At 76.8% G+C, this 19,708-nt stretch carries 5 protein-coding genes; 2 read left to right on the forward strand and 3 right to left on the reverse strand.

Features of this window, described 5'->3' with window-relative positions; translation table 11 throughout:
* The coding region (locus tag ACZ6O2_RS31330; RefSeq protein ID WP_466025436.1) for a hypothetical protein at positions 1-302 on the reverse strand (302 nt) is incomplete at its 3' end.
* 1,081 nt (positions 303-1,383) lie between these two features.
* Here ACZ6O2_RS31330 and ACZ6O2_RS31335 point away from each other — a divergent pair.
* Entirely contained in the window at positions 1,384-2,577 is a 1,194-nt protein-coding gene (locus ACZ6O2_RS31335; protein ID WP_350712363.1) for an ATP-grasp domain-containing protein, read from the forward strand.
* Positions 2,578-2,721: 144 nt separating this feature from the next.
* Here the strand turns inward: ACZ6O2_RS31335 and ACZ6O2_RS31340 are convergent, their stop codons facing one another.
* Both ACZ6O2_RS31340 and ACZ6O2_RS31345 read right to left on the reverse strand, forming a co-directional pair.
* Positions 2,722-3,762, reverse strand: coding sequence for a 3-dehydroquinate synthase family protein (locus ACZ6O2_RS31340; protein WP_466025437.1), 1,041 nt, complete (start codon positions 3,760-3,762; stop codon positions 2,722-2,724).
* Complete coding sequence (locus ACZ6O2_RS31345; protein WP_350712361.1) at positions 3,743-4,582, reverse strand: hypothetical protein; 840 nt, start codon at positions 4,580-4,582, stop codon at positions 3,743-3,745. The genes ACZ6O2_RS31340 and ACZ6O2_RS31345 overlap by 20 nt, the downstream gene beginning before the upstream one ends.
* Positions 4,583-4,808: 226 nt before the next feature.
* Here ACZ6O2_RS31345 and ACZ6O2_RS31350 point away from each other — a divergent pair, with 226 nt between their 5' ends.
* Positions 4,809-19,676, forward strand: coding sequence for an SDR family NAD(P)-dependent oxidoreductase (locus ACZ6O2_RS31350; RefSeq protein WP_466025438.1), 14,868 nt, complete (start codon positions 4,809-4,811; stop codon positions 19,674-19,676).
* The last annotated feature ends 32 nt before the right edge of the window (positions 19,677-19,708 follow it).

A 19,708-nucleotide genomic window follows, 5' to 3' on the forward strand; every position in this document is an offset into this window, starting at 1 on the left:
CCCACCCGCGACACCAACACCCCGAACCCCGGATCACCCGCCACATCCACCCGCAACACACCACCCGACGACAGCCCCACCACCACCTCACCCTGGGCCGTCCACCGCGCGAGAACCGCCACCAGCCCCGCCACCACCACCTCGCCGGTCGCCCCGGCAGGCAACGACGAGGACAACGCCCGGAACACCGACGCCGCCCGAGCCGGCCACACCGCCGGCCGACGCAGATCACCCACCAGCTCCAGAGCCCCGGCGTCCACCGCACCGGCCACGGCCTGTGCACGCTCGAACCCGACAGACATGAGCTCAACCTCCGATTGAAAAGGGGGGTGACCGGAAACACGTGGCCGGAGCGGCCGGTCAGCCTATGTGCCGTACGCCGGACGGCACGGTGTGACGCGCGGGTGCCGGGCGTCGTGGGACGCCGGTACCGCTCACGGCGACGCCCCAGCGGCGTCCGATCGGCCGGAGGTGTGGCCATGGCGCGGGAACAGCCGTGTGATCAGGGCGGGGTCACCGCCCGGCTCTCGGACCGCTGCCACGTCGCGGATCGGCGGGAGCAGGTCGGTGTCCGATCCGGTCACCCGCGCCTCCCGTCCATCAGGGCGCCGCGCACCCACGATCGTCCCCGATCCGTTGCGGTGGAAGGGAACGACGAACCAATGGGGCCCGACCCTACGAAGCCCTGTGGAGGGGAGTACACCCCTAGAGCTACGCCCCGTCGACCCCTAGTGCCTCAGCCGGAATTCGCGGCCAAGGCGGCCGGAGGTCTGTTCGGCGTGGCGGCGGCATCGGCGGGGGTGCGGTGCCGGCGCCGTCGAATCGGCCATTTGAGCTGGTCAGTGTGCGTCAGTCGTAGTTTGTCGGCGAAATTGCCCACGGCGACGTCCGTCCACCGTGGAGCATCGGTGGCGCGCGAAACGGTTGGTACGCGATCGTCCAGACGCAACTGTGTGTGATCCCGTGGTCCTTCCGAATGCAGCTATTCGGTCAATCATCGGACGAGGGTCCCGCTCGGAGAGTCGGCGATCGCGGCGGCGAAAAGGGCCGCCGGTGCTCGGCTGACCGGCCCATCCCGAGGCAATGAGAACTGACTATGCTTTCTCGATCATGACCCAGTCGGTGACTGGCATTCTCAGACACCGCCTGATGGTGTGCACCTCGCCAACGCAGCGCTGACCACAAGCCAGCCCGCTACCTGGCCGGTCCAGCCTGATACCCGTCCAGCCGGTGCACGCGGCACGCCCGACTCTCGTGGCCGAGCGGCCCCACCCCGACCCGGGAGCCTCCCGACGTCCACGTTCTCCGCTGTTCGTGGTCGTGTCGCACCCGGACTTCGTGCCACCCCGAGGCCCCATGTGGGCCGGCATGTCAGGAGATTCGATGGATGAGCCCATCCAGGTACAGGTGTTCGCTCCCGATGGCGTGTTGCTCGCCCGGCCACCGGATCCGGTGGCGACCGCCGGCAGCCGCTATCTCGCCGGCGCGGGAGCCGCGCTGTACAACGGCCTGGACATGATCACCGGACTCCACCTGACCCTGCCGCACCAGGCAGCGGCCATCTGCAGCACCGGATCGAGTGCGGACAAGTCGCTGCGCCTGCTCAGTCGGTGTGGTCTCAAGACGCCGACCGATCTGCGTGAATTCCGTTCCGGCGTGCAGGCGATGCAACTCGCCCGGGAAGCCGCCGATCGGGGCGAGGTGCTGGAGTTCCAATTCCCTCCGCACGATCCGCAGCTCCGGGAGGCGCGAGCCCGGGTGTCGCCGGATCTGCTGGCCCGCCTCAACAACAAGACCGTGCTGGAATCACTGATCGCACCGGAATACCTGCCCCGCCGCCAGGTCGCCACCCCCGCCGAGGTGCGGCGGATCGTGCAGCAGGACCGCCGACCGGCCGTCGTGAAACCGGCCGGTGTCGAGGTGTACAGCGGAATCGCCATCTTCACCAGGCGGTTGCAGGACCGGTTGAACCGGTCACTGTTCAACCAACTGGAACAGGTGAGCGATCGGTGGATCGTCGAGGAGGAGGTTCCCTTCCGGACGATCTGGGGACTCCAGTTCGGCGTGACGGAAAGCGGGTCGGTGCAGTACTTCGGCGCGTCCGTACACCTGCCGCAGCCCACCTCGACGTGGGTCGGCTGTGTGATGGACGACGACGACCAGCCACCGGCGGAGCTGATCGAAGCGCTGACCGTAGGGGTCCGGAAGGCCAGTGCGCTCGGATACCGGGGCTACTGCGCGTTCGACGCCGGCATCAGCCGGGACGGCGAACTGCGGGTCATCGACCCGAACTTCCGGGTCAGCGGAGCCACCGCATCCGTGCTGCACCGCAGCTCGCTGCTGGGCCAGCACCCGTGCGCGATGACCACGTTCTTCTCGCTCGCGCCCGGCCTCGACGCCGAGCCGATCCTCGCCCCATTCATCGATCGTGGGCAGTTCGTCGTGTTCATGCACCACGACCCGGCGGAGACGGACAACGGCGCGCAGCCGGCCACCATCGTCGGCATGGTCGGCGCCTCGGACCGGTACGCCTGCGGCGTGCTGGTCGCGCAGATCCAGCGCGCGCTGAGCGGTTGACGAGCCGCCCCCGGGTCGCGGAAGCGGCCCGGGGGCACCGTCACCTGTCCGGCCGACGACCGGTACGCCGGCCGGTCCGGACCTGACCCCGGCTTCCCGTCGTGGGGCGGCGACAGGGCGGCAGCGCGCTCTGCTCCTCGGCCGTCACATGCCGGTGAGGGCGGCGCGGACGGCGGCCTCGGGTACGTCGGCGACCAGCTCGGGGCCGGCCGGGCCGTCCAGCACGAACGACAGGCCGGATGTGGCCTTCTTGTCCCGCCGCATCAGCGCGACCAGCTCGTCGTGGTCGACGCCGGCGGGCAGCGCCGTGTCGAGGCCGTAGTCCGCCACCACGTCCCGGTGCTCGGTCACCCGGTCGGACGGGATGCGGCCGAGGGCGCCGGCCAGCCGGCCCGCGAAGACCGTGCCGACGCCGACCGCCTCGCCGTGTCGCAGCCGGAAGTCGGTGGCCCGCTCCAGTGCGTGCCCCAGCGTGTGTCCGTAGTTGAGGATGTGCCGCAGCCCGGAGTCGCGTTCGTCGGCGGCCACCACCGACGCCTTCAGCGCGACGCAGGCGGCGATCTGCTCCGCCACGGGCCGGTCGCGCAGCTCGCCGGCGCCGATGAAGTGCGCCCGGGCGATCTCCCCGTACCCGTTGCGCCACTCCCGCTCCGGGAGCGTGCCGAGGTGCTCGGTGTCGCAGAGCACCGCCCGGGGCTGCCAGTACACCCCGACGAGGTTCTTGCCCTCCGGCAGGTTGACCGCGGTCTTTCCGCCGACGCTGGCGTCCACCTGGGCGAGCAGCGAGGTCGGCAGGTGGATCACCGCGACCCCCCGGTGGTAGAGCCCGGCGGCCAGCCCGACCACGTCCGTGGTGGTGCCGCCGCCGCAGGAGACCACCGCGTCGGCACGGGTCAGTCCGAAGTCGGCGAACGCCCGGCAGAGCTGCTCAACGGTGGCCAGGTTCTTGTCGTGCTCGCCGTCGCGGGCCGGCACCACCCGGTGCGGCACCCCCGGGTCGGGTGTCCACTCCGGCGGCCGGGCCGAGACCACCACGACCCGCCGCGCGCCGATCCGCGCCACCTCCGCCGGCAGCCGGTGGCGCACGCCAGGGCCGATCAGCACCGGGTACGCGCGCTCGCCGAGCGCCACCTCGATCCGGGCCGGGTCGGCGGGGGCGGGACGGTCAGGCGCGGGCGCGTGCATGCGGTTGCTGTCTCCTCTGGTGCGGGACGGGGGCCGGTGCTCCGACGGCGGGGCGGTCGCGGACCATCGACAGGCGCAGCGCCAGCGCCGCCAGCGAGTCGACGTCCGGCCCGATGCCCCACCGCTCGTGGGTGAGTTGCGCGTGGTGCGCGAGCAGGAAGCCGCGCGGCGCTGCCGGGTGCTCCCGGTCGACCACGTCGGCCACCCGGTCCAGGTAGAGCTGCCACGCGGCGGCGATCTCCCCGCTCAGCGGCAGGTCGCCGGCCGCCAGGACGATCTTCTCCGCCTCGGCGTCCGCCTGCGCGGCCAGGTCCCGCCGCTGCGCCCCGGTGAGCCGCTGGCTGCGGTCCTGCCAGTGCAGGAAGAGGAACGCCAGCCGGTCGGCGGGCGGCACCAGCCCGGTCAGGTGCCGCAGGTGTGCCACGGCCAGCGGCAGTTCGACACCGGCCAGCCAGGGGGCGTCCCCGCCGAGCAGGGCCAGGGCCAGGTCGCTGCCCGCGGACGCGAGCGGGCCGCCCCGGGCGGCGTCACGTACCGCGTCCGGTGCCGGGGCGAAGGACACCCGCGGGTCGTACGCGAGCAGCCGCGCCCGGACCGCGTCGAGCGCGGCCGGGGCACCGTGGAACCCGAGGCTGAGCCACCGCCCGGTGGACGTGTCGGGCAGGTCGAAGAACCAGCCCGTGCCCGGATCGGCGCGGCGGGCGGCGGTGACGAGGTCGGTCAGGACCGTGCCGACCAGCTCGGGCACCCGCGCGTCCGGGCGTCCGTCGGCCGGCACGGCCAGGCGGGCGAACAACCAGCAGCGTTCCAACGACGGCACCTCGGCTGACGGGCGGGTGGAGCACGGGGCTCGACGGTCTGCGGGGGTCGCCCCATCATCGGCCTGCGGTGCGTCCCGCCATCGGATCGGCGGCCGGATCTGGGGACGACTTAGGGGGTGACAGGGGTAGGTTGCCGGCGGGGCGCTGGGAAGACTTGGGCCGTTACGGCGAGCGAGGTCTACGCCGCGGACGAGGGAGTCTCGCCGACGGACGGAATGTGGTGACATGCTTCGGAGCGACCTGATCCAGCCGTTGCCCGATCTGCTCGCGGCCCATGCCGCCAGCTTCGGCGACAAGGTCGCGTTCCGCGACGACCGCAGAGCGGTCGGGTACGCCGACCTCTACGCGCGGACCCGCCGACTGGCCGGGCACCTCGCGGCGTCGGGCGTCGGGCGGGGCGACCGGGTGGCCTTCTGCCTCGGCAACCGGGTGGAGACGGTGGAGACGTGGCTGGCCGTCACGCGGGCCGCCGCGGTCGGCGTACCGCTGAACCCGCGCAGCACGGACGCGGAGCTGGCCCACCTGCTGGACGACTCCGGCGCGGTCCTGGTGGTCACCGACCCGCAGCACCTCGACCAGGTGCTGCGGCTGCACGCCGAGCGGCCGGACCTGCGGGTGGTGGTCACCGGGGACGGCCCGGTGCCCGACGGGGTCACCGCCTGGAACGAGCTGGTCGACACCGAGCCCGGTGCGGACGCCCGCGACGACCTGGGCCTCGACGAGGTCGCCTGGATGCTCTACACCTCCGGCACCACCGGTCGGCCCAAGGGCGTGCTCTCCACCCAGCGCACCTGCCTCTGGTCGGTCGCCTCCTGCTACGTGCCGATCCCCGGACTCACCGCCGCCGACCGGGTGGTCTGGCCGCTGCCGCTGTTCCACAGTCTCTCCCACATCGGGTGCGTGCTCAGCGTGACCGCGGTCGGCGCCACGGCCCGCCTCGTGGACGGCTTCTCCGCCGACGACGTGCTGCGCGCGGTCGACGAGGACGAGGCCACCGTGCTGGCCGGCGTGCCGGCCATGTACCACCACCTGGTCACCGCCGCCCGGGAGACCGGCTTCCGCGCCCCGGCCCTGCGGGTCTGCCTGGTCGGCGGGGCGATCACCACCGGCGCGCTGCGGCGGGCGTTCGAGGAGGTCTTCGACGCGCCGCTGCTCGACGCGTACGGCAGCACGGAGACCTGCGGTTCGATCGCCGTCACCCGGCCGGACCGGCCCCGCGTCGAGGGCTCCTGCGGGCTCGCGGTGCCGGGCGTCGACGTGCGCCTGGTCAGCCCGCAGACCGGACTGGACGTGCCGACCGACGCCGAGGGCGAGGTCTGGGTGCGCGGGCCGAGCCTCATGCTCGGCTACCACGGCCTGCCGGAACTCACCGCCGCCGCGCTGCGCGACGGCTGGTACCGCACCGGCGACCTGGCCCGGCGCGACGCCGACGGCAACATCTTCGTCACCGGGCGGCACCAGGAGTTGATCATCCGGGGCGGCGAGAAGATCCATCCCGCCGAGGTGGAGGAGGCGCTGCGCGCGGTGCCCGGCGTCGCCGACGTGGCGGTGACCGGTCGCCCGCACGACGTGCTGGGCGAGGTGCCGGTGGCGTTCGTGGTGCCGGAGCCCGACGGCTTCGACCCCCGGGCGGCGTACGCGGCCTGCCGGGAGAAGCTCTCCTATTACAAGGTCCCGGAGGCGCTGTACGAGATCGCGCGGGTGCCCCGCACGGCATCCGGCAAGGTCACCCGCCGGCTGCTGCTCGACGGGCCGGCCCGGCTGCGCGCGGTCAACGGCAGCCACCACGAGACGCTGAGCCGGCTCGCCTGGCAACCGCTGGACCTGACCGCCGTACCGCCGGTCGAGGCGCCCGTCCCGACGGCGGCCCTGGCCGCCGCCCCGGCCCGCCACTGGGCGGTCGTCGGGCCCTCGGGCGCGGCACTGGTGGAGGCGCTGCGCGCGGCGCCGACGGGGGACCGGTTCCGGTCCCACCCCGACCTCGCCGCCCTGCGCGCGGCCCCGAACGCGCCCGACGTGACCGTGCTGGCGGTCGACCCGGCCGACGCCGTCCCGGCGGACCTCGCCGACCGGCTGCGCGGCTGGCTCGACGACGACCGCTTCGCCGGCACCCGGCTGGTGCTGCTGACCGCCGCGTCCGCCGGGACCGACCCGACGGCCGGCGCGGTGCAGGCCCTCGGGCGCTGCCTCCAGGCCGCCCACCCGGACCGGATCGTGCTGGTCGACCACGACGCCGACGCGACCTCGATCGCCCTGCTGCCCGCCGTGGTGGACGCCGGCGCCGCGCAGGTCGCGCTCCGCGCCGGGGCCGCCCGGCACGCGGTCCTCGCGCCCGCCCCCGCGACCATGCCGGCGCGGCCGGCCGCGGTCGCCGCCCCGGCCCACCCGGTCGTGGTCACCGGCGCCGACGGGCCGACCGGCGCGGCGCTGGCCCGACACCTCGTCGCCGCGTACGGCGTCCGCCGGCTGCGGCTGCCGCACGCGGGCGCCACGGCCACCGCCGCGCTGGCGGACCTGGCCGCCGAGCTCACCGCCGCCGGCGCCGAGGCCGTCGCGCTGCCCGCCGACCGGGCGGGCGACGAGCCGGCCGGCGCGGTCTTCCTCTGCCCGTCCGAGGCCGACCTGGCCGACGACGACGCCGCCGACCGGCTGCTCGGCCTCGCCGGGACGCTGGACGCCGGCACCCGGCACCCGGCCGCCGCGTTCACCGTCCTCGCCCCGTCCGCCCTGCTGCTGGGCGCCGCCGACCGGGAGCAGGCCGCGTCGGCCGTCGGCGCCCTGCACGCCCTGGCCGCCCGCCGCCGGGCCGCCGGCCTGCCGGCCCGGCTCGTCGGTACGACCGCGCGCGCCGACCGGGAGCCGTTGACGCCGCCCACCGCCGGGGAGCCGACCGGTGACCTGCCGGCGGAGGTGCGCGCCGACCTCGCCGCGTTCGACGTGGCCCACGACGGCGACGAACTGGTCCTGCTCGCCCGTCCGGCGGGTCACGCCGACGCCGCGCACCCCGCCTGGCGTACGCCCGTCGGGGCCGACCAGGACGCCGTGGACGACCGGGAGGCCGCCGAGCTGCGCCGCCGGCTGGCCGGGCTGACCACCGCCGAGGGCGACCGGATCCTGCTCGACCTGGTCCGCGCCGCCACGGCGGAGGTGGCCAACCTGCCCGGACCGGCCGCGGTCCGCCCGGGCCGGGCCTTCAAGGAACTCGGCTTCACGTCGGTCAGCGCGGTCGCCCTGCGCGACCGGCTGGCCCGGGCCACCGGGGTACGGCTCTCCGCCACGGCCGCGTTCGACCAGCCCAGCCCGGAGGCCCTCGCCCGGCACCTCGCCGCCCGGCTGCGCGGGGCCAGCCCGGAGCCCGGCACGGTCCCCGAGCGGCCCGCGCCGTCGTCCACCGTCGACGACCCGGTGGTCGTCGTCGCCATGGCCTGCCGGCTGCCCGGCGGCGTCGGCTCTCCCGAGGAGCTGTGGGAGCTGGTCGACCAGGGGCGGGAGGGGCTCACGGAGTTCCCCGCCGACCGGGGCTGGGACCTGGCGCACCTGTTCTCCGACGACCCCGACCGGCCCGGCACCTCGTACGTGAGGGTGGGTGGCTTCCTCACCGACGCTGCCGACTTCGACGCCACCCTGTTCGCGATCAGCCCCCGCGAGGCGCTGGCCATGGACCCGCAGCAGCGGCTGCTGCTGGAGACGTCCTGGGAGCTGTTCGAGCGGGCCGGCATCGACCCGACCTCGCTGCGCGGCAGCGCCACCGGCGTCTTCACCGGCGTCATGCACCACGACTACGCGGCAAACCTGCGGCAGGCGCCGCCCGGCACCGAGGGCTACCTCGGCGTCGGCACCGCCGGCAGCGTCGTCTCCGGCCGGGTCGCGTACGCGCTGGGGCTGGAGGGGCCGGCGGTCACCGTCGACACGGCGTGCTCGTCGTCGTTGGTGGCGCTGCACCTGGCCGCCCAGGCGCTGCGCGCCGGAGACTGCTCCCTCGCGGTGGCCGGCGGCGTGGCCGTCATGGGGACCCCGCAGGCGTTCGTCGAGTTCAGCCGGCAGCGCGGGCTCGCCCCGGACGGCCGGTGCAAGGCGTTCGCCGAGGGCGCCGACGGCACCGGCTGGTCCGAGGGCGTCGCGGTGCTGCTGCTGGAACGGCTCTCCGACGCCCGCCGGCGCGGGCACCCCGTCCTCGCCGTGCTGCGCGGCTCGGCCGTCAACCAGGACGGCGCGTCCAACGGGCTGACCGCCCCCAACGGCCCCGCCCAGGAGCGGGTCATCCGCCGGGCGCTCGCCGCCGCCGGCCTCGCCGCCGCCGACGTGGACGTCGTCGAGGCGCACGGCACGGGCACCCGGCTCGGCGACCCGATCGAGGCGCAGGCGCTGCTCGCCACGTACGGCGCGGGCCGCGGCGACGCCGAGCCGCTGCGGCTGGGCTCGCTGAAGTCCAACCTCGGCCACACCCAGGCCGCCGCCGGCGCCGCCGGGGTGATCAAGATGGTGCTCGCCATGCGGCACGGGGCGATGCCCCGCACCCTGCACGTGGACGCCCCGACGTCCGAGGTGGACTGGTCGGCCGGCGCCGTCGAGGTGCTCACCGAGGCCCGCCCGTGGCCCGACGTGCGGCGGCCCCGCCGGGCCGGCGTCTCGTCGTTCGGCATCAGCGGCACCAACGCCCACGTCATCGTCGAGGCGCCCCCCGCCGACCCGGCGACCGACGGACCGGAGCCGCGGACCGGGCCCGCCGACGGCCCTCGGCCGCCCGTGCCGTGGCTGCTCGCCGGCGCCTCCGACGAGGCGCTGCGGGACCAGGCGGCCCGGCTGCTGACCTGGCTCGACGGGCCCGGGGCGGACGCCGACCCGGCCGACGTCGGGCACGCGCTCGCCACCACCCGCGCCGCCCTGGAGCACCGGGCCGTGGTGCTGGCCGGCGACCCGGCCGCCGCCCGCGCCGGGCTGACCGCGCTGACCCGGGGCGAGCCGGATCCGGACGTCCCGGCGCTGCTGACCGGCCGGGTCGTCGACGGCCAGCTCGGCCTGCTCTTCGGCGGGCAGGGCGGCCAACGCCCCGGCATGGGCCGCGAACTGCACGCGGCGTACCCCGTCTTCGCCGACGCGTTCGACGCCGCCTGCGCCGAACTCGACCGTTGCCTCGCCGGCCACGCCCCGCACCCCGTCGCGGACGTGGTGTTCGCCCCCGAGGGCAGCGACCTGGCCGAGCAGCTCGACCAGACCCTCTACACCCAGCCGGGGCTGTTCGCCTTCGAGGTGGCCCTCTACCGCCTGCTGGAGTCCTGGGGCGTACGCCCCGACGCGGTGCTCGGGCACTCCGTCGGTGAGCTGGCCGCCGCGCACGTGGCCGGTGTGTTCCCGCTCGCCGACGCGGCGGCGCTCGTCGCCGCCCGGGCCCGGCTCATGCAGCAGTTGCCCGCCGGGGGCGCGATGGTCGCCGTCGAGGCCGACGAGGCCGAGGTGGCCGCCCACCTGACCGACCGGGTGGGCCTCGCCGCCGTCAACGGCCCGACCAGCGTGGTCGTCTCCGGGGACACCGACGCCGTACTGGCCGTCGCGGCCACCCTGCGCGCCGCCGGGCGGCGGACCAGCCGGCTGCGGGTGTCGCACGCGTTCCACTCGCCGCGCATGGAGCCGATGCTCGACGTGTTCCGCGAGGTGGCGGCCGGCCTCACGTACCGCACCCCGCACCTGCCGGTGGTGTCCAACCTGACCGGCCACCCCGTCGACCCGGCGCTGCTCTGCTCGCCCGACTACTGGGTGGCGCACGTGCGGGGCACCGTCCGCTTCCACGACGGCGTGCGGGCCCTGCACCGGCAGGGCGTCACAACCTTCCTGGAGCTCGGCCCGGCCGGCGTGCTCACCGCCATGGCCCAGGACTGCCTCGCCGCCGACGCCCACGAGCTGGCCTTCGTGCCCGCCGTACGCGGCGGCTCCGACGGGCCGGCGGCGCTGCTCGCCGCAGTGGCGCGGCTGCACGTGCGGGGTGTCGCCGTGGACCGCGCCGCCCTCGCCGGCCCCGGCCCGCACCGCCCGGTCGACCTGCCCACGTACGCCTTCCAGCGCCGGCACTACTGGCTGCCCACCGGGGCCGCGGCCGGCGGCCCGGTCGGCGTCGGGCTGGCCGACGCCGGGCACCCGCTGCTCGGCGCGGTGCTGCCGGTCGCGGGCACCGGGGAGGTGGTCTGCACCGGCCAGGTCTCCGCGGCCACCCAGCCGTGGCTGGCCGTCCCCGGCGACGGCGCGCCGGCGCTGCTGCCCGCCACCGCGCTGCTGGACATGCTCACCCACCTCGGCGAGGGGCTCGGCACCCCGACCGTGGAGCGGCTGCGCGTCCCCGAGCCGGTGCCGCTGCCCGCCGAGCTGACCGTCGAGGTGCAGGTCGGCGTCTCCGCGCCCGACGAGCAGGGGCGCCGTACGGCGCGCTGCCACGTCCGGCCCGGCGACGGGCAGCCGTGGCGGGAGGTCGCCGAGGCGGTGCTCGGCCCGGTCGACGCCGAGAGCGGGCACAGCGTCCTCGCCGCGGCCTGGCCGCCCGCCGGGGCCCGGCCGGTGGACCTGACCACCCCGCGGTCCCGGGCGGTCGCCGGGGAGCTGACCCGGGCCGCGTGGGTCGCCGCCGACCGGCTCTTCGTCGACGTACGCCTGCCCGAGGACGCCCGGGACCCGGACGCCGAGCGGTACGGCGTGCACCCGCTGGTGCTGGACGCGGCCCTGCGCCTGCTCCCGCTCGCCGACTTCGCGCCCGGCGCCGACGTCTCGCCCTCCGCCGACCCGGACGCCGTGCCCGACGGCGTTGAGGCCGCGCCCACCGTCCGGCTGGTGCCCACCGACTGGACGGGGGTACGCGTCCACGCCACCGGCGCGCACGCGCTGCGCGTCAGCCTGGCCCCCGCCGGGGCGGACGCGGTGACGCTGAGCGCCGTCGACGACGCCGGCGCACCCGTGCTCGACGCGGACCGGATCGTGCTGCGGTCCGTGGAGCTGCCGCCCGCCGACGCGCCGACGCCCGCGCCCGCCCCCGCCGGCCTGTACGCCGTCGACTGGCTGCCGGCGGCGTTCCCGGCGACGCCGGCGCCCTCCTGGACGCTCGCCGACGACACGCCCCCGGACGGGCCGCTGCCGCCCCTGCTGGTGCTGCGCGTCGGCGACGGCGAGCCGACCGCCCCGGTGCCCGACCGGGCGCACGCCGTCGGCCTCGCCGTCCTCGACGTGCTCCAGCGCTGGCTGGCCGACCCCCGCGCGGAGACCACCCGGCTGGCCGTGGCCGTCCGCGACGCCGACCCGGTGCACGCCCCGGTGGCCGGGCTGGTCCGGGTCGCCCAGGCCGAGCACCCCGACCGGTTCCTGCTGCTCAGTCTCGACGCCACCGACGACGCCACCGTCCGGGCGGCGCTGGCCGTCGCCGTGGACGAGCCCGAGGTCGCGGTCCGCGACGGGCGGGCGTCGCTGCCCCGGCTCCGCCCGGTCGAGCACCCGCCGGCCGGCACGCCGGCCCCGGCGCTGGCCGGCGGCACGGTGCTGGTGACCGGCGGCACGGGCGGGATCGGCCGGCACGTCGCCGCCCACCTCGCCACCGTGCACGGCGTCGCCGAGCTGGTGCTGCTCAGCCGTACCGGCCGGGCCGCCGACTGGACCGCCGACCTGGCCGACGCCGGCGTCACCGTCCGGGTGGTCGCGGTCGACGTGGCCGACCGGGCGGCCCTCGCCGAGGTCGTCGCTTCGCTGGCCGACCGGCTGGTCGCGGTGGTGCACGCCGCCGGGGCCACCGACGACGCGCTGCTCACCGACCTCGACCCGGCCCGCTGGGAGCGGACCCTGCGGTCCAAGGTGCACGGGGCCTGGCACCTGCACGAACTCACCGCCGGCCTGGACCTGGCCGCGTTCGTGCTGTTCTCCTCGGCCGCCGCCGTCTTCGGCAGCCCCGGCCAGGGCAACTACGCGGCCGGCAACGCGTTCCTCGACGCGCTCGCCGCGCACCGCCGCGCGCACGGCCTGCCGGCGACCGCCCTGGCCTGGGGGCTGTGGGCCACCGAGGACGGGATGGCCGGCCGGCTCACCCCGGCCGACCTGGCCCGGCTCGCCCGGGGCGGCACCCGCCCCCTGGACACGGCCGCCGGCCTGGCGCTGCTCGACGCCGCGCTGCACGCCGACCGGCCGGCGCTGGTGCCGGTCGGGCTCGACCTGGCCGCCGTCCGGGCCTCCGGCGAGGTGCCCGCCCTGCTGCGGGCGCTGCTGCCCCCGCCACCCCGCCGGGCCGTCAACGCCGGCGCCGCGCCGGCCGCCGCCGCGGGCTTCGCCGACCGGCTGGCCGAGCTGGCCGAGCCCGACCGCGCCGCCCTGCTGCTGGAGCTGGTGCGCACCCGGTGCGCCACCGTGGTCGGGCACACCGGCCCGGAACAGGTCGAGCCGCGCCGCCCCTTCAAGGAACTCGGCTTCGACTCGCTGATGGCGGTGGAACTGAGCAACCGGCTCACCGCCGTCACCGGCGTCCGGCTCGCCCCGCACGCCGTGTTCAACCACCCCACCCCGGAGCTGCTCGCCGCGCACCTGCACGCGCGGCTGCTCGGCACCGCCGCCGCCGAGGTCACCGACGCCACCACCGTCGCCCTGGACGAGCCGGTCGCCATCGTCGCCATGGCCTGCCGGTTCCCCGGCGGCATCGGCTCCCCCGAGGAGCTGTGGCGGCTGCTCGACGCCGGCGGGGACGTCATCGGCGACCTGCCGGGCGACCGGGGTTGGCCGCTGGCCGACCTCTACGACCCGGTGCCCGGCACGCCCGGCCGGACGTACGTGCGGGCCGGCGGGTTCCTCACCGGCATCGCCGACTTCGACGCCGAGTTCTTCGGCATCAGCCCCCGCGAGGCCCTCGCCATGGACCCGCAGCACCGGCTGCTGCTGGAGACCTCGTGGGAGGCGCTGGAGCGCGCCGGCATCGACCCGGTCACCCTGCACGGCAGCCGCACCGGCGTCTTCGCCGGCACCCACGGCCAGGACTACGCGGGCCAGGTCGCCCCGGGGGTCGCCTCCGACGACGGTGAGGTCACCGCCGATGAGGGACACCTGCTCACCGGCACGGCCGGCAGCGTCCTGTCCGGGCGGGTCGCGTACGCGCTCGGGCTGGAGGGGCCGGCGGTCACCGTGGACACCGCCTGTTCGGCGTCGCTGGTCGCGCTGCACCTGGCCGTCCAGGCGCTGCGCCAGGGCGACTGCGACCTGGCCCTGGCCGGCGGCGTGTCCGTGATGTCCAGCCCGGCCGGGCTGACCGGGTTCAGCCGCCAGCGTGGCCTCGCCGCCGACGGGCGGTGCAAGGCGTTCGCCGAGGACGCCGACGGATTCGGCATGTCCGAGGGCGTCGGGATGCTGGTCGTGGAACGCCTCTCCGAGGCCCGCCGCCGGGGCCACCCGGTGCTCGCCGTGGTCCGCGGCTCGGCGGTCAACCAGGACGGCGCGTCCAACGGGCTGACCGCCCCGAACGGGCCGTCCCAGGAGCGGGTCATCCGGGCCGCGCTGGGCGCCGCCGGGCTGACCCCCGCCGACGTGGACGTGGTGGAGGCGCACGGCACCGGCACCTCGCTGGGCGACCCCATCGAGGCGGAGGCGATCCTCGCCACGTACGGGCAGCGCCCGGCCGACGCCGCGCCGGTGCTGCTGGGCTCGGTCAAGTCCAACCTCGGGCACACCCAGGCCGCGGCCGGCGTGGCCGGGGTGCTGAAGATGGTCCTCGCCATGCGGCACGGCCGGCTGCCCCGCACGCTGCACGCCGAGCGCCGCAGCTCCCGGGTCGACTGGGACGCCGGGTCGGTGGAGCTGCTCACCGAGGCGCGCCCCTGGCCCCGGGCGGACCGGCCGGCCCGCGCCGGCGTCTCGTCGTTCGGCATCAGCGGCACCAACGCCCACGTGATCGTCGAGGCCGTCGCCGACCCGGCGCCGGCCGGGGAGGCCGCCGGGCCCGCCCCGGAGCCGCCCGTCCGGCCGACCACGGAGGCGGTGGCCGGGACGACGCCGGAAACCGCCGCCGGGACGCCCCGCGCGCTGCCGTGGCTGCTCTCGGCGCGTACCCCGGAGGCGCTGGCCGGGCAGGCCCGTCGGCTGCGGGCCCACCTCGCCGACCGGCCCGACCAGCACCCCCTCGACCTGGCCTGGTCGCTGGCCACCGGTCGGAGCACCTTCGACGCCCGGGCGGTGCTCGTCGACGCCGACCCGGACCGGATCTCCGCCGCCCTCGACGCGCTCGCCGACGGCCGGCCCGACCCGGCCGTGGTACGCGGCGACGCCCGGCCCGCCGGCAGGTGCGTCTTCGTCTTCCCCGGCCAGGGCTCCCAGTGGCTCGGCATGGGGCTGGACCTGCTCGACCAGTCCCCGGTGTTCGCCGAGCGGATGGCGGCCTGCGACGCGGCCCTGCGGCCGTACCTGGACTGGTCGCTGCTGGACGTGCTGCGCCGGGCGCCCGGCGCGCCCGGCCTCGACGAGGTCGACGTGGTGCAGCCCGCCCTGTTCGCGATGATGGTGTCGCTCGCCGAGCTGTGGCGCTCGTACGGCGTCCAGCCGGCCGCCGTGGTCGGCCACTCGCAGGGCGAGATCGCCGCCGCCTGCGTCGCCGGGGTGCTCTCCCTGCCCGACGCCGCCCGGGTGGTGGCGCTGCGCAGCCGCGCGCTGCGGGCGCTCGCCGGGCACGGGGCGATGGCCTCCGTCGCCCTGCCCGCCGACACGGTCCGGGACCGGATCGCCCGCTTCGGCGACCGGATCGCGGTGGCCGCCGTGAACGGCCCGGCCGCCGTGGTGGTCTCCGGCGAGCCGGCGGCGGTGGAGGAACTCCTCGCCGAACTGGCCGCCGAGCAGGCCCGGGTCCGCCGGATCGCGGTGGACTACGCCTCCCACTCGGCACACGTGGAACGCATCCGCGACGAGCTGGCCGAGGCGCTCGCCGGCATCGCCCCCGGCCCGGCGGCCGTGCCGCTGTTCTCCACCACCGACCTGCGCTGGCTCGACGGCGAGGAGATGGGCCCCGACTACTGGTACCGCAACCTGCGGCAGCCGGTCGAGCTGGAGCGGGCCGTCCGGTCGCTGGCCGACCAGGGGCACGACACGTACGTCGAGTGCAGCCCCCACCCGGTGCTCACCGTCGGGATCGAGGAGACCCTCGCCGACCACGACGGCGGGACCGTGGTGGTCGGCTCGGTGCAGCGTGACCAGGGCGGCCACGACCGGTTCCTGCTCTCCCTGGCCCAGCTGCACGTGGCCGGGGTGCCCGTCGACTGGCGGCCCGCGCTGGCCGGCGGCCGGCGGGTCGACCTGCCCACGTACGCGTTCGCCCACCGCCGCTACTGGCCCCGGCCGGTCGCCGGCCCCGGCGACGTCGGCGCCGCCGGCCTGGACGCCGCCGGGCACCCGCTGCTCGGGGCGTCGGTGGCGCTGGCCGAGGCGAAGGGACACCTGTTCACCGGGCGGCTGTCGACCGACGCCCAGCCGTGGCTCGCCGACCACCGGGTCACCGACAGCGTGCTGGTGCCCGGCACCGGCCTGGTGGAACTCTGCCTGCGCGTCGGCGACGAGATCGGCCACCCCGTCCTCGACGAGCTGGTCATCGAGGCCCCGCTGACCCTGCCAGCCAACGGCGCCACCCAGGTGCAGGTGGCGGTCGGCGCGGCCGGCGACGACGGACGCCGCCCGGTGACCCTGCACTCCCGGCCCGCCGACGGCCCGGCCGGCAGCCCGTGGACCCGGCACGCCAGCGCGACACTCTCCGCCGCCCAGCCCACTTCGCCGCCGCAGCTCACCGCCTGGCCGCCGCGCGACGCCCGCCCCGTCGACCTGACCGGGTTCTACGCCGGCCTCGCCGCCGACGGGTACGCGTACGGGCCGGCGTTCCAGGGGCTGCGCGCGGTGTGGACCAGCGGCGACGAGGTCTACGCCGAGGTGGAGCTGCCGGCGGCCCAGCGGGTCGACGCCGACCGCTACGGCCTGCACCCGGCCCTGCTCGACGCCGCCCTGCACGCCGCCCACTTCGGCGGCCTCGCCGAGGCGGGGGCCGGCCGGCTGCTGCTGCCGTTCGCCTGGAACGGCGTCACCCTGCACGCCACCGGCGCGACCGCGCTGCGGGTCCAGCTCACCCAGGTCGGGCCGCACGCCATCGCGGTGACCGCCGCCGACCCGACCGGCGCCCCGGTCGCCGACGTGACCGCCCTGACGATGCGGCCGATCTCGGCCACGGAGCTGGCCGTCACCGACGACCGGGCCACCCGGGACGCCCTGTTCCGCGTCGACTGGACGCCCCTTCCGCCGGCCGACGGGGTCGCCCCGGTCGCGGCCGTGGCGGTCGCCCCCGGCCTCGACGGGTTCCCGCTCCACGCGGGGCTGGACGGGCTCGCGGCCGCCGTCGACGCGGGGCTGGACCTGCCCGGCGCCGTGCTCGTGCCGCTCGACACGGAGCCCGCGCAGCCGGCCCCCCGGGCGGCCCGCCGCGCCGCCGTCGCGGCCCTCGACCTGGTCCGGCGCTGGCTCACCGAACCCCGCTGGGCGGCCTCGCGGCTGCTGCTGGTGACCCGCGGTGCGGTGGCCGTGCACGGCGCCGGCGAGGTCACCGACCCGGCCGCCGCGGCGGCGTGGGGGCTGGTCCGCTCCGCCCAGTCGGAGAACCCGGACCAGGTGGTCGTCGTCGACGTCGACGGCGACGGGATCGACCCCGACCAGGTCGCCGCGCTGCTGGCCGCGGCCGAGCCGCAGGCCGCCGTCCGCGGCGGCGTCGCGTACGTGCCGCGGCTGGCGCGGGCCGGCTCGGCGGGCGAACTCACCGCGCCGCCCGCCGCCGCGTGGCGGCTGGACGCGCCGGTGCGCGGCAGCCTGGAGAACCTCACCCTCAGCCCGACCGACGCCGCCGACGCCGTCCTCGGGCCCCGTGAGGTCCGCGTCCGCGTCCGCGCCGCCGGCCTGAACTTCCGCGACGTGCTCAACGCGCTCGGCCTTTACCCGGGCGACGCGGGGCCGCTCGGCGGCGAGGGCGCCGGCGAGGTCGTCGAGGTGGGCGCCGAGGTGACCGACCTGCGCCCCGGCGACCGGGTGTTCGGGGTGTTCGTGGGCTGCTTCGGGCCCGTCGCGGTCACCGACCGCCGGTTGCTGGCCCCGATGCCGGCCGGCTGGTCGTACGTGGCGGCCGCGTCCGTGCCGGTGGTCTTCCTGACCGCGTACCACGGCCTGGTCAACCTGGCCGGGCTCGGTCGGGGCGAGTCGGTGCTGGTGCACGCGGCGGCCGGCGGCGTCGGCATGGCCGCCGTGCAGCTCGCCCGGCACCTGGGCGCCGAGGTGTACGCCACCGCCAGCCCCGCCAAGTGGGACGCCCTGCGGGCGATGGGCATCGACGACGACCACCTGGCCTCGTCCCGCACCCTGGAGTTCGAGACCCGGTTCGCCGACGCCACCGGCGGCCGGGGCGTCGACGTGGTGCTGGACTCCCTGGCCCGCGAGTTCGTCGACGCCTCCCTGCGGCTGCTGCCGCGCGGCGGACGGTTCGTCGAGATGGGCAAGACGGATATCCGGGACGCCGCCCGGGTCGCCGCCGACCACCCGGGCGTCGACTACACCGCCTTCGACCTGACCCTCGAGGACCCCGACGAGGTGCAGCGCATGCTCGTCGTGCTGCTGGGGCTCTTCGAACGCGGCGCGCTCGCCCCGCTGCCCACCCAGGTGTGGGACGTGCGGCAGGCGCCGGAGGCGTTCCGCTACGTCAGCCAGGCCCGGCACGTCGGCAAGGTGGTGCTCACCATGCCCCGGGCCTGGGACCCCGACGGCACCGTGCTGCTCACCGGCGGCACCGGCACCCTGGGCCAACTGGTCGCCCGGCGACTGGTCGAGACACACGGCGTACGGCGGCTGCTGCTGGTCAGCCGCCGGGGCGACCAGGCCCCGGGCACGGCCGACGCGGTCGCCGAGCTGCGGGCCCTGGGCGCCGAGGCCACGGTGGTGGCGGCCGACGTGTCCGACCGGGACAGCCTGGCCCGGGTGCTGGCGGCCGTACCCGCGCGGCACCCGCTGACCGCGATCGTGCACCTCGCCGGGGTGCTCGACGACGGGGTGGTCACCGCCCTGACCCCGCAGCGCGTCGACACGGTGTTCGCGCCGAAGCTCGACGCCGCGTGGCACCTGCACGAACTGACCCGGCACCTCGACCTCGCCGGATTCGTGCTGTTCTCCTCCGGCGCCGGCGTCTTCGGCGTACCCGGCCAGGCGAACTACGCGGCCGCCAACGCGTTCCTCGACGCGCTCGCGCTGGCGCGCCACGCCGAGGGGCTGCCGGGCCGGTCGCTGGCCTGGGGCCTCTGGGAGCAGGCCAGTGAGATGACCGCCAAGCTGGACCGGACCGACCCCCGGATCACCGCCCGGGACGGGCAGCTCGCGATCCCGTCCGACCTGGGCATGGCCCTGTTCGACGCGGGCCTGCGGGCGGCCGAGCCGGTGCTGGTGCCCACCAGGATCGACGTCGCCGCGCTCGGCCAGGTCGACCGGCCCCCGGCCCTGCTGCGCGGGCTGACCCGGCGGGAACGGCCCAGCGCCCGGTCGGCCGCCCCGGCCGCCGGCGGCCGTACCCTCGCCGACGAACTGGGGACCCTGGCCGGTCCCGACCGGCACACCCTGCTGGTCGACCTGGTCCGCGAGCAGGCGGCCAGCGTGCTCGGGCACGGCAGCCGCGCGGCGGTCGCCCCCGGCCGGGCGTTCAGCCAGATCGGCTTCGACTCGCTGACCGCCGTCGAGCTGCGCAACCGGCTCACCACGGCGACCGGCCTGCGCCTGCCGGCCACGCTGATCTTCGACTACCCGGACCCGAACGCGCTGGCCGCGTTCCTGCTCGCCCAGCTCGCGCCGGACACCGGCCCCGACGTTCCGCCGGTCCTCACGGACCTGGAAAACCTGGAACGCTCGCTGACCGAAGCCAGCGTCGAGCCGGAGCTGCACGCCCAGATCGGCTCCCGGCTGGAGGTGCTCATCGCCAAGTGGCGGACGATGCGCGCCGGCTCGGGCGGCGACCCCGACCTCGACATCGACCTCGACCGGGCCAGCGACGACGAGATCTTCGACCTCATCGACGCCGAACTCGGCCTCTGACAGCCGCCCGGCCGCCCCGGACGGCGCAAGCC

It is taken from the genome of Micromonospora sp. NPDC048040 (assembly GCF_055587185.1).

Bases quoted from the DNA above. Each gene is read 5' to 3' on its own strand.
- ACZ6O2_RS31340 (WP_466025437.1), bottom strand. From the start codon at position 3,762: ATGCACGCGCCCGCGCCTGACCGTCCCGCCCCCGCCGACCCGGCCCGG.
- ACZ6O2_RS31350 (WP_466025438.1), top strand. From the start codon at position 4,809: ATGCTTCGGAGCGACCTGATCCAGCCGTTGCCCGATCTGCTCGCGGCC.
- ACZ6O2_RS31335 (WP_350712363.1), top strand. From the start codon at position 1,384: ATGGATGAGCCCATCCAGGTACAGGTGTTCGCTCCCGATGGCGTGTTG.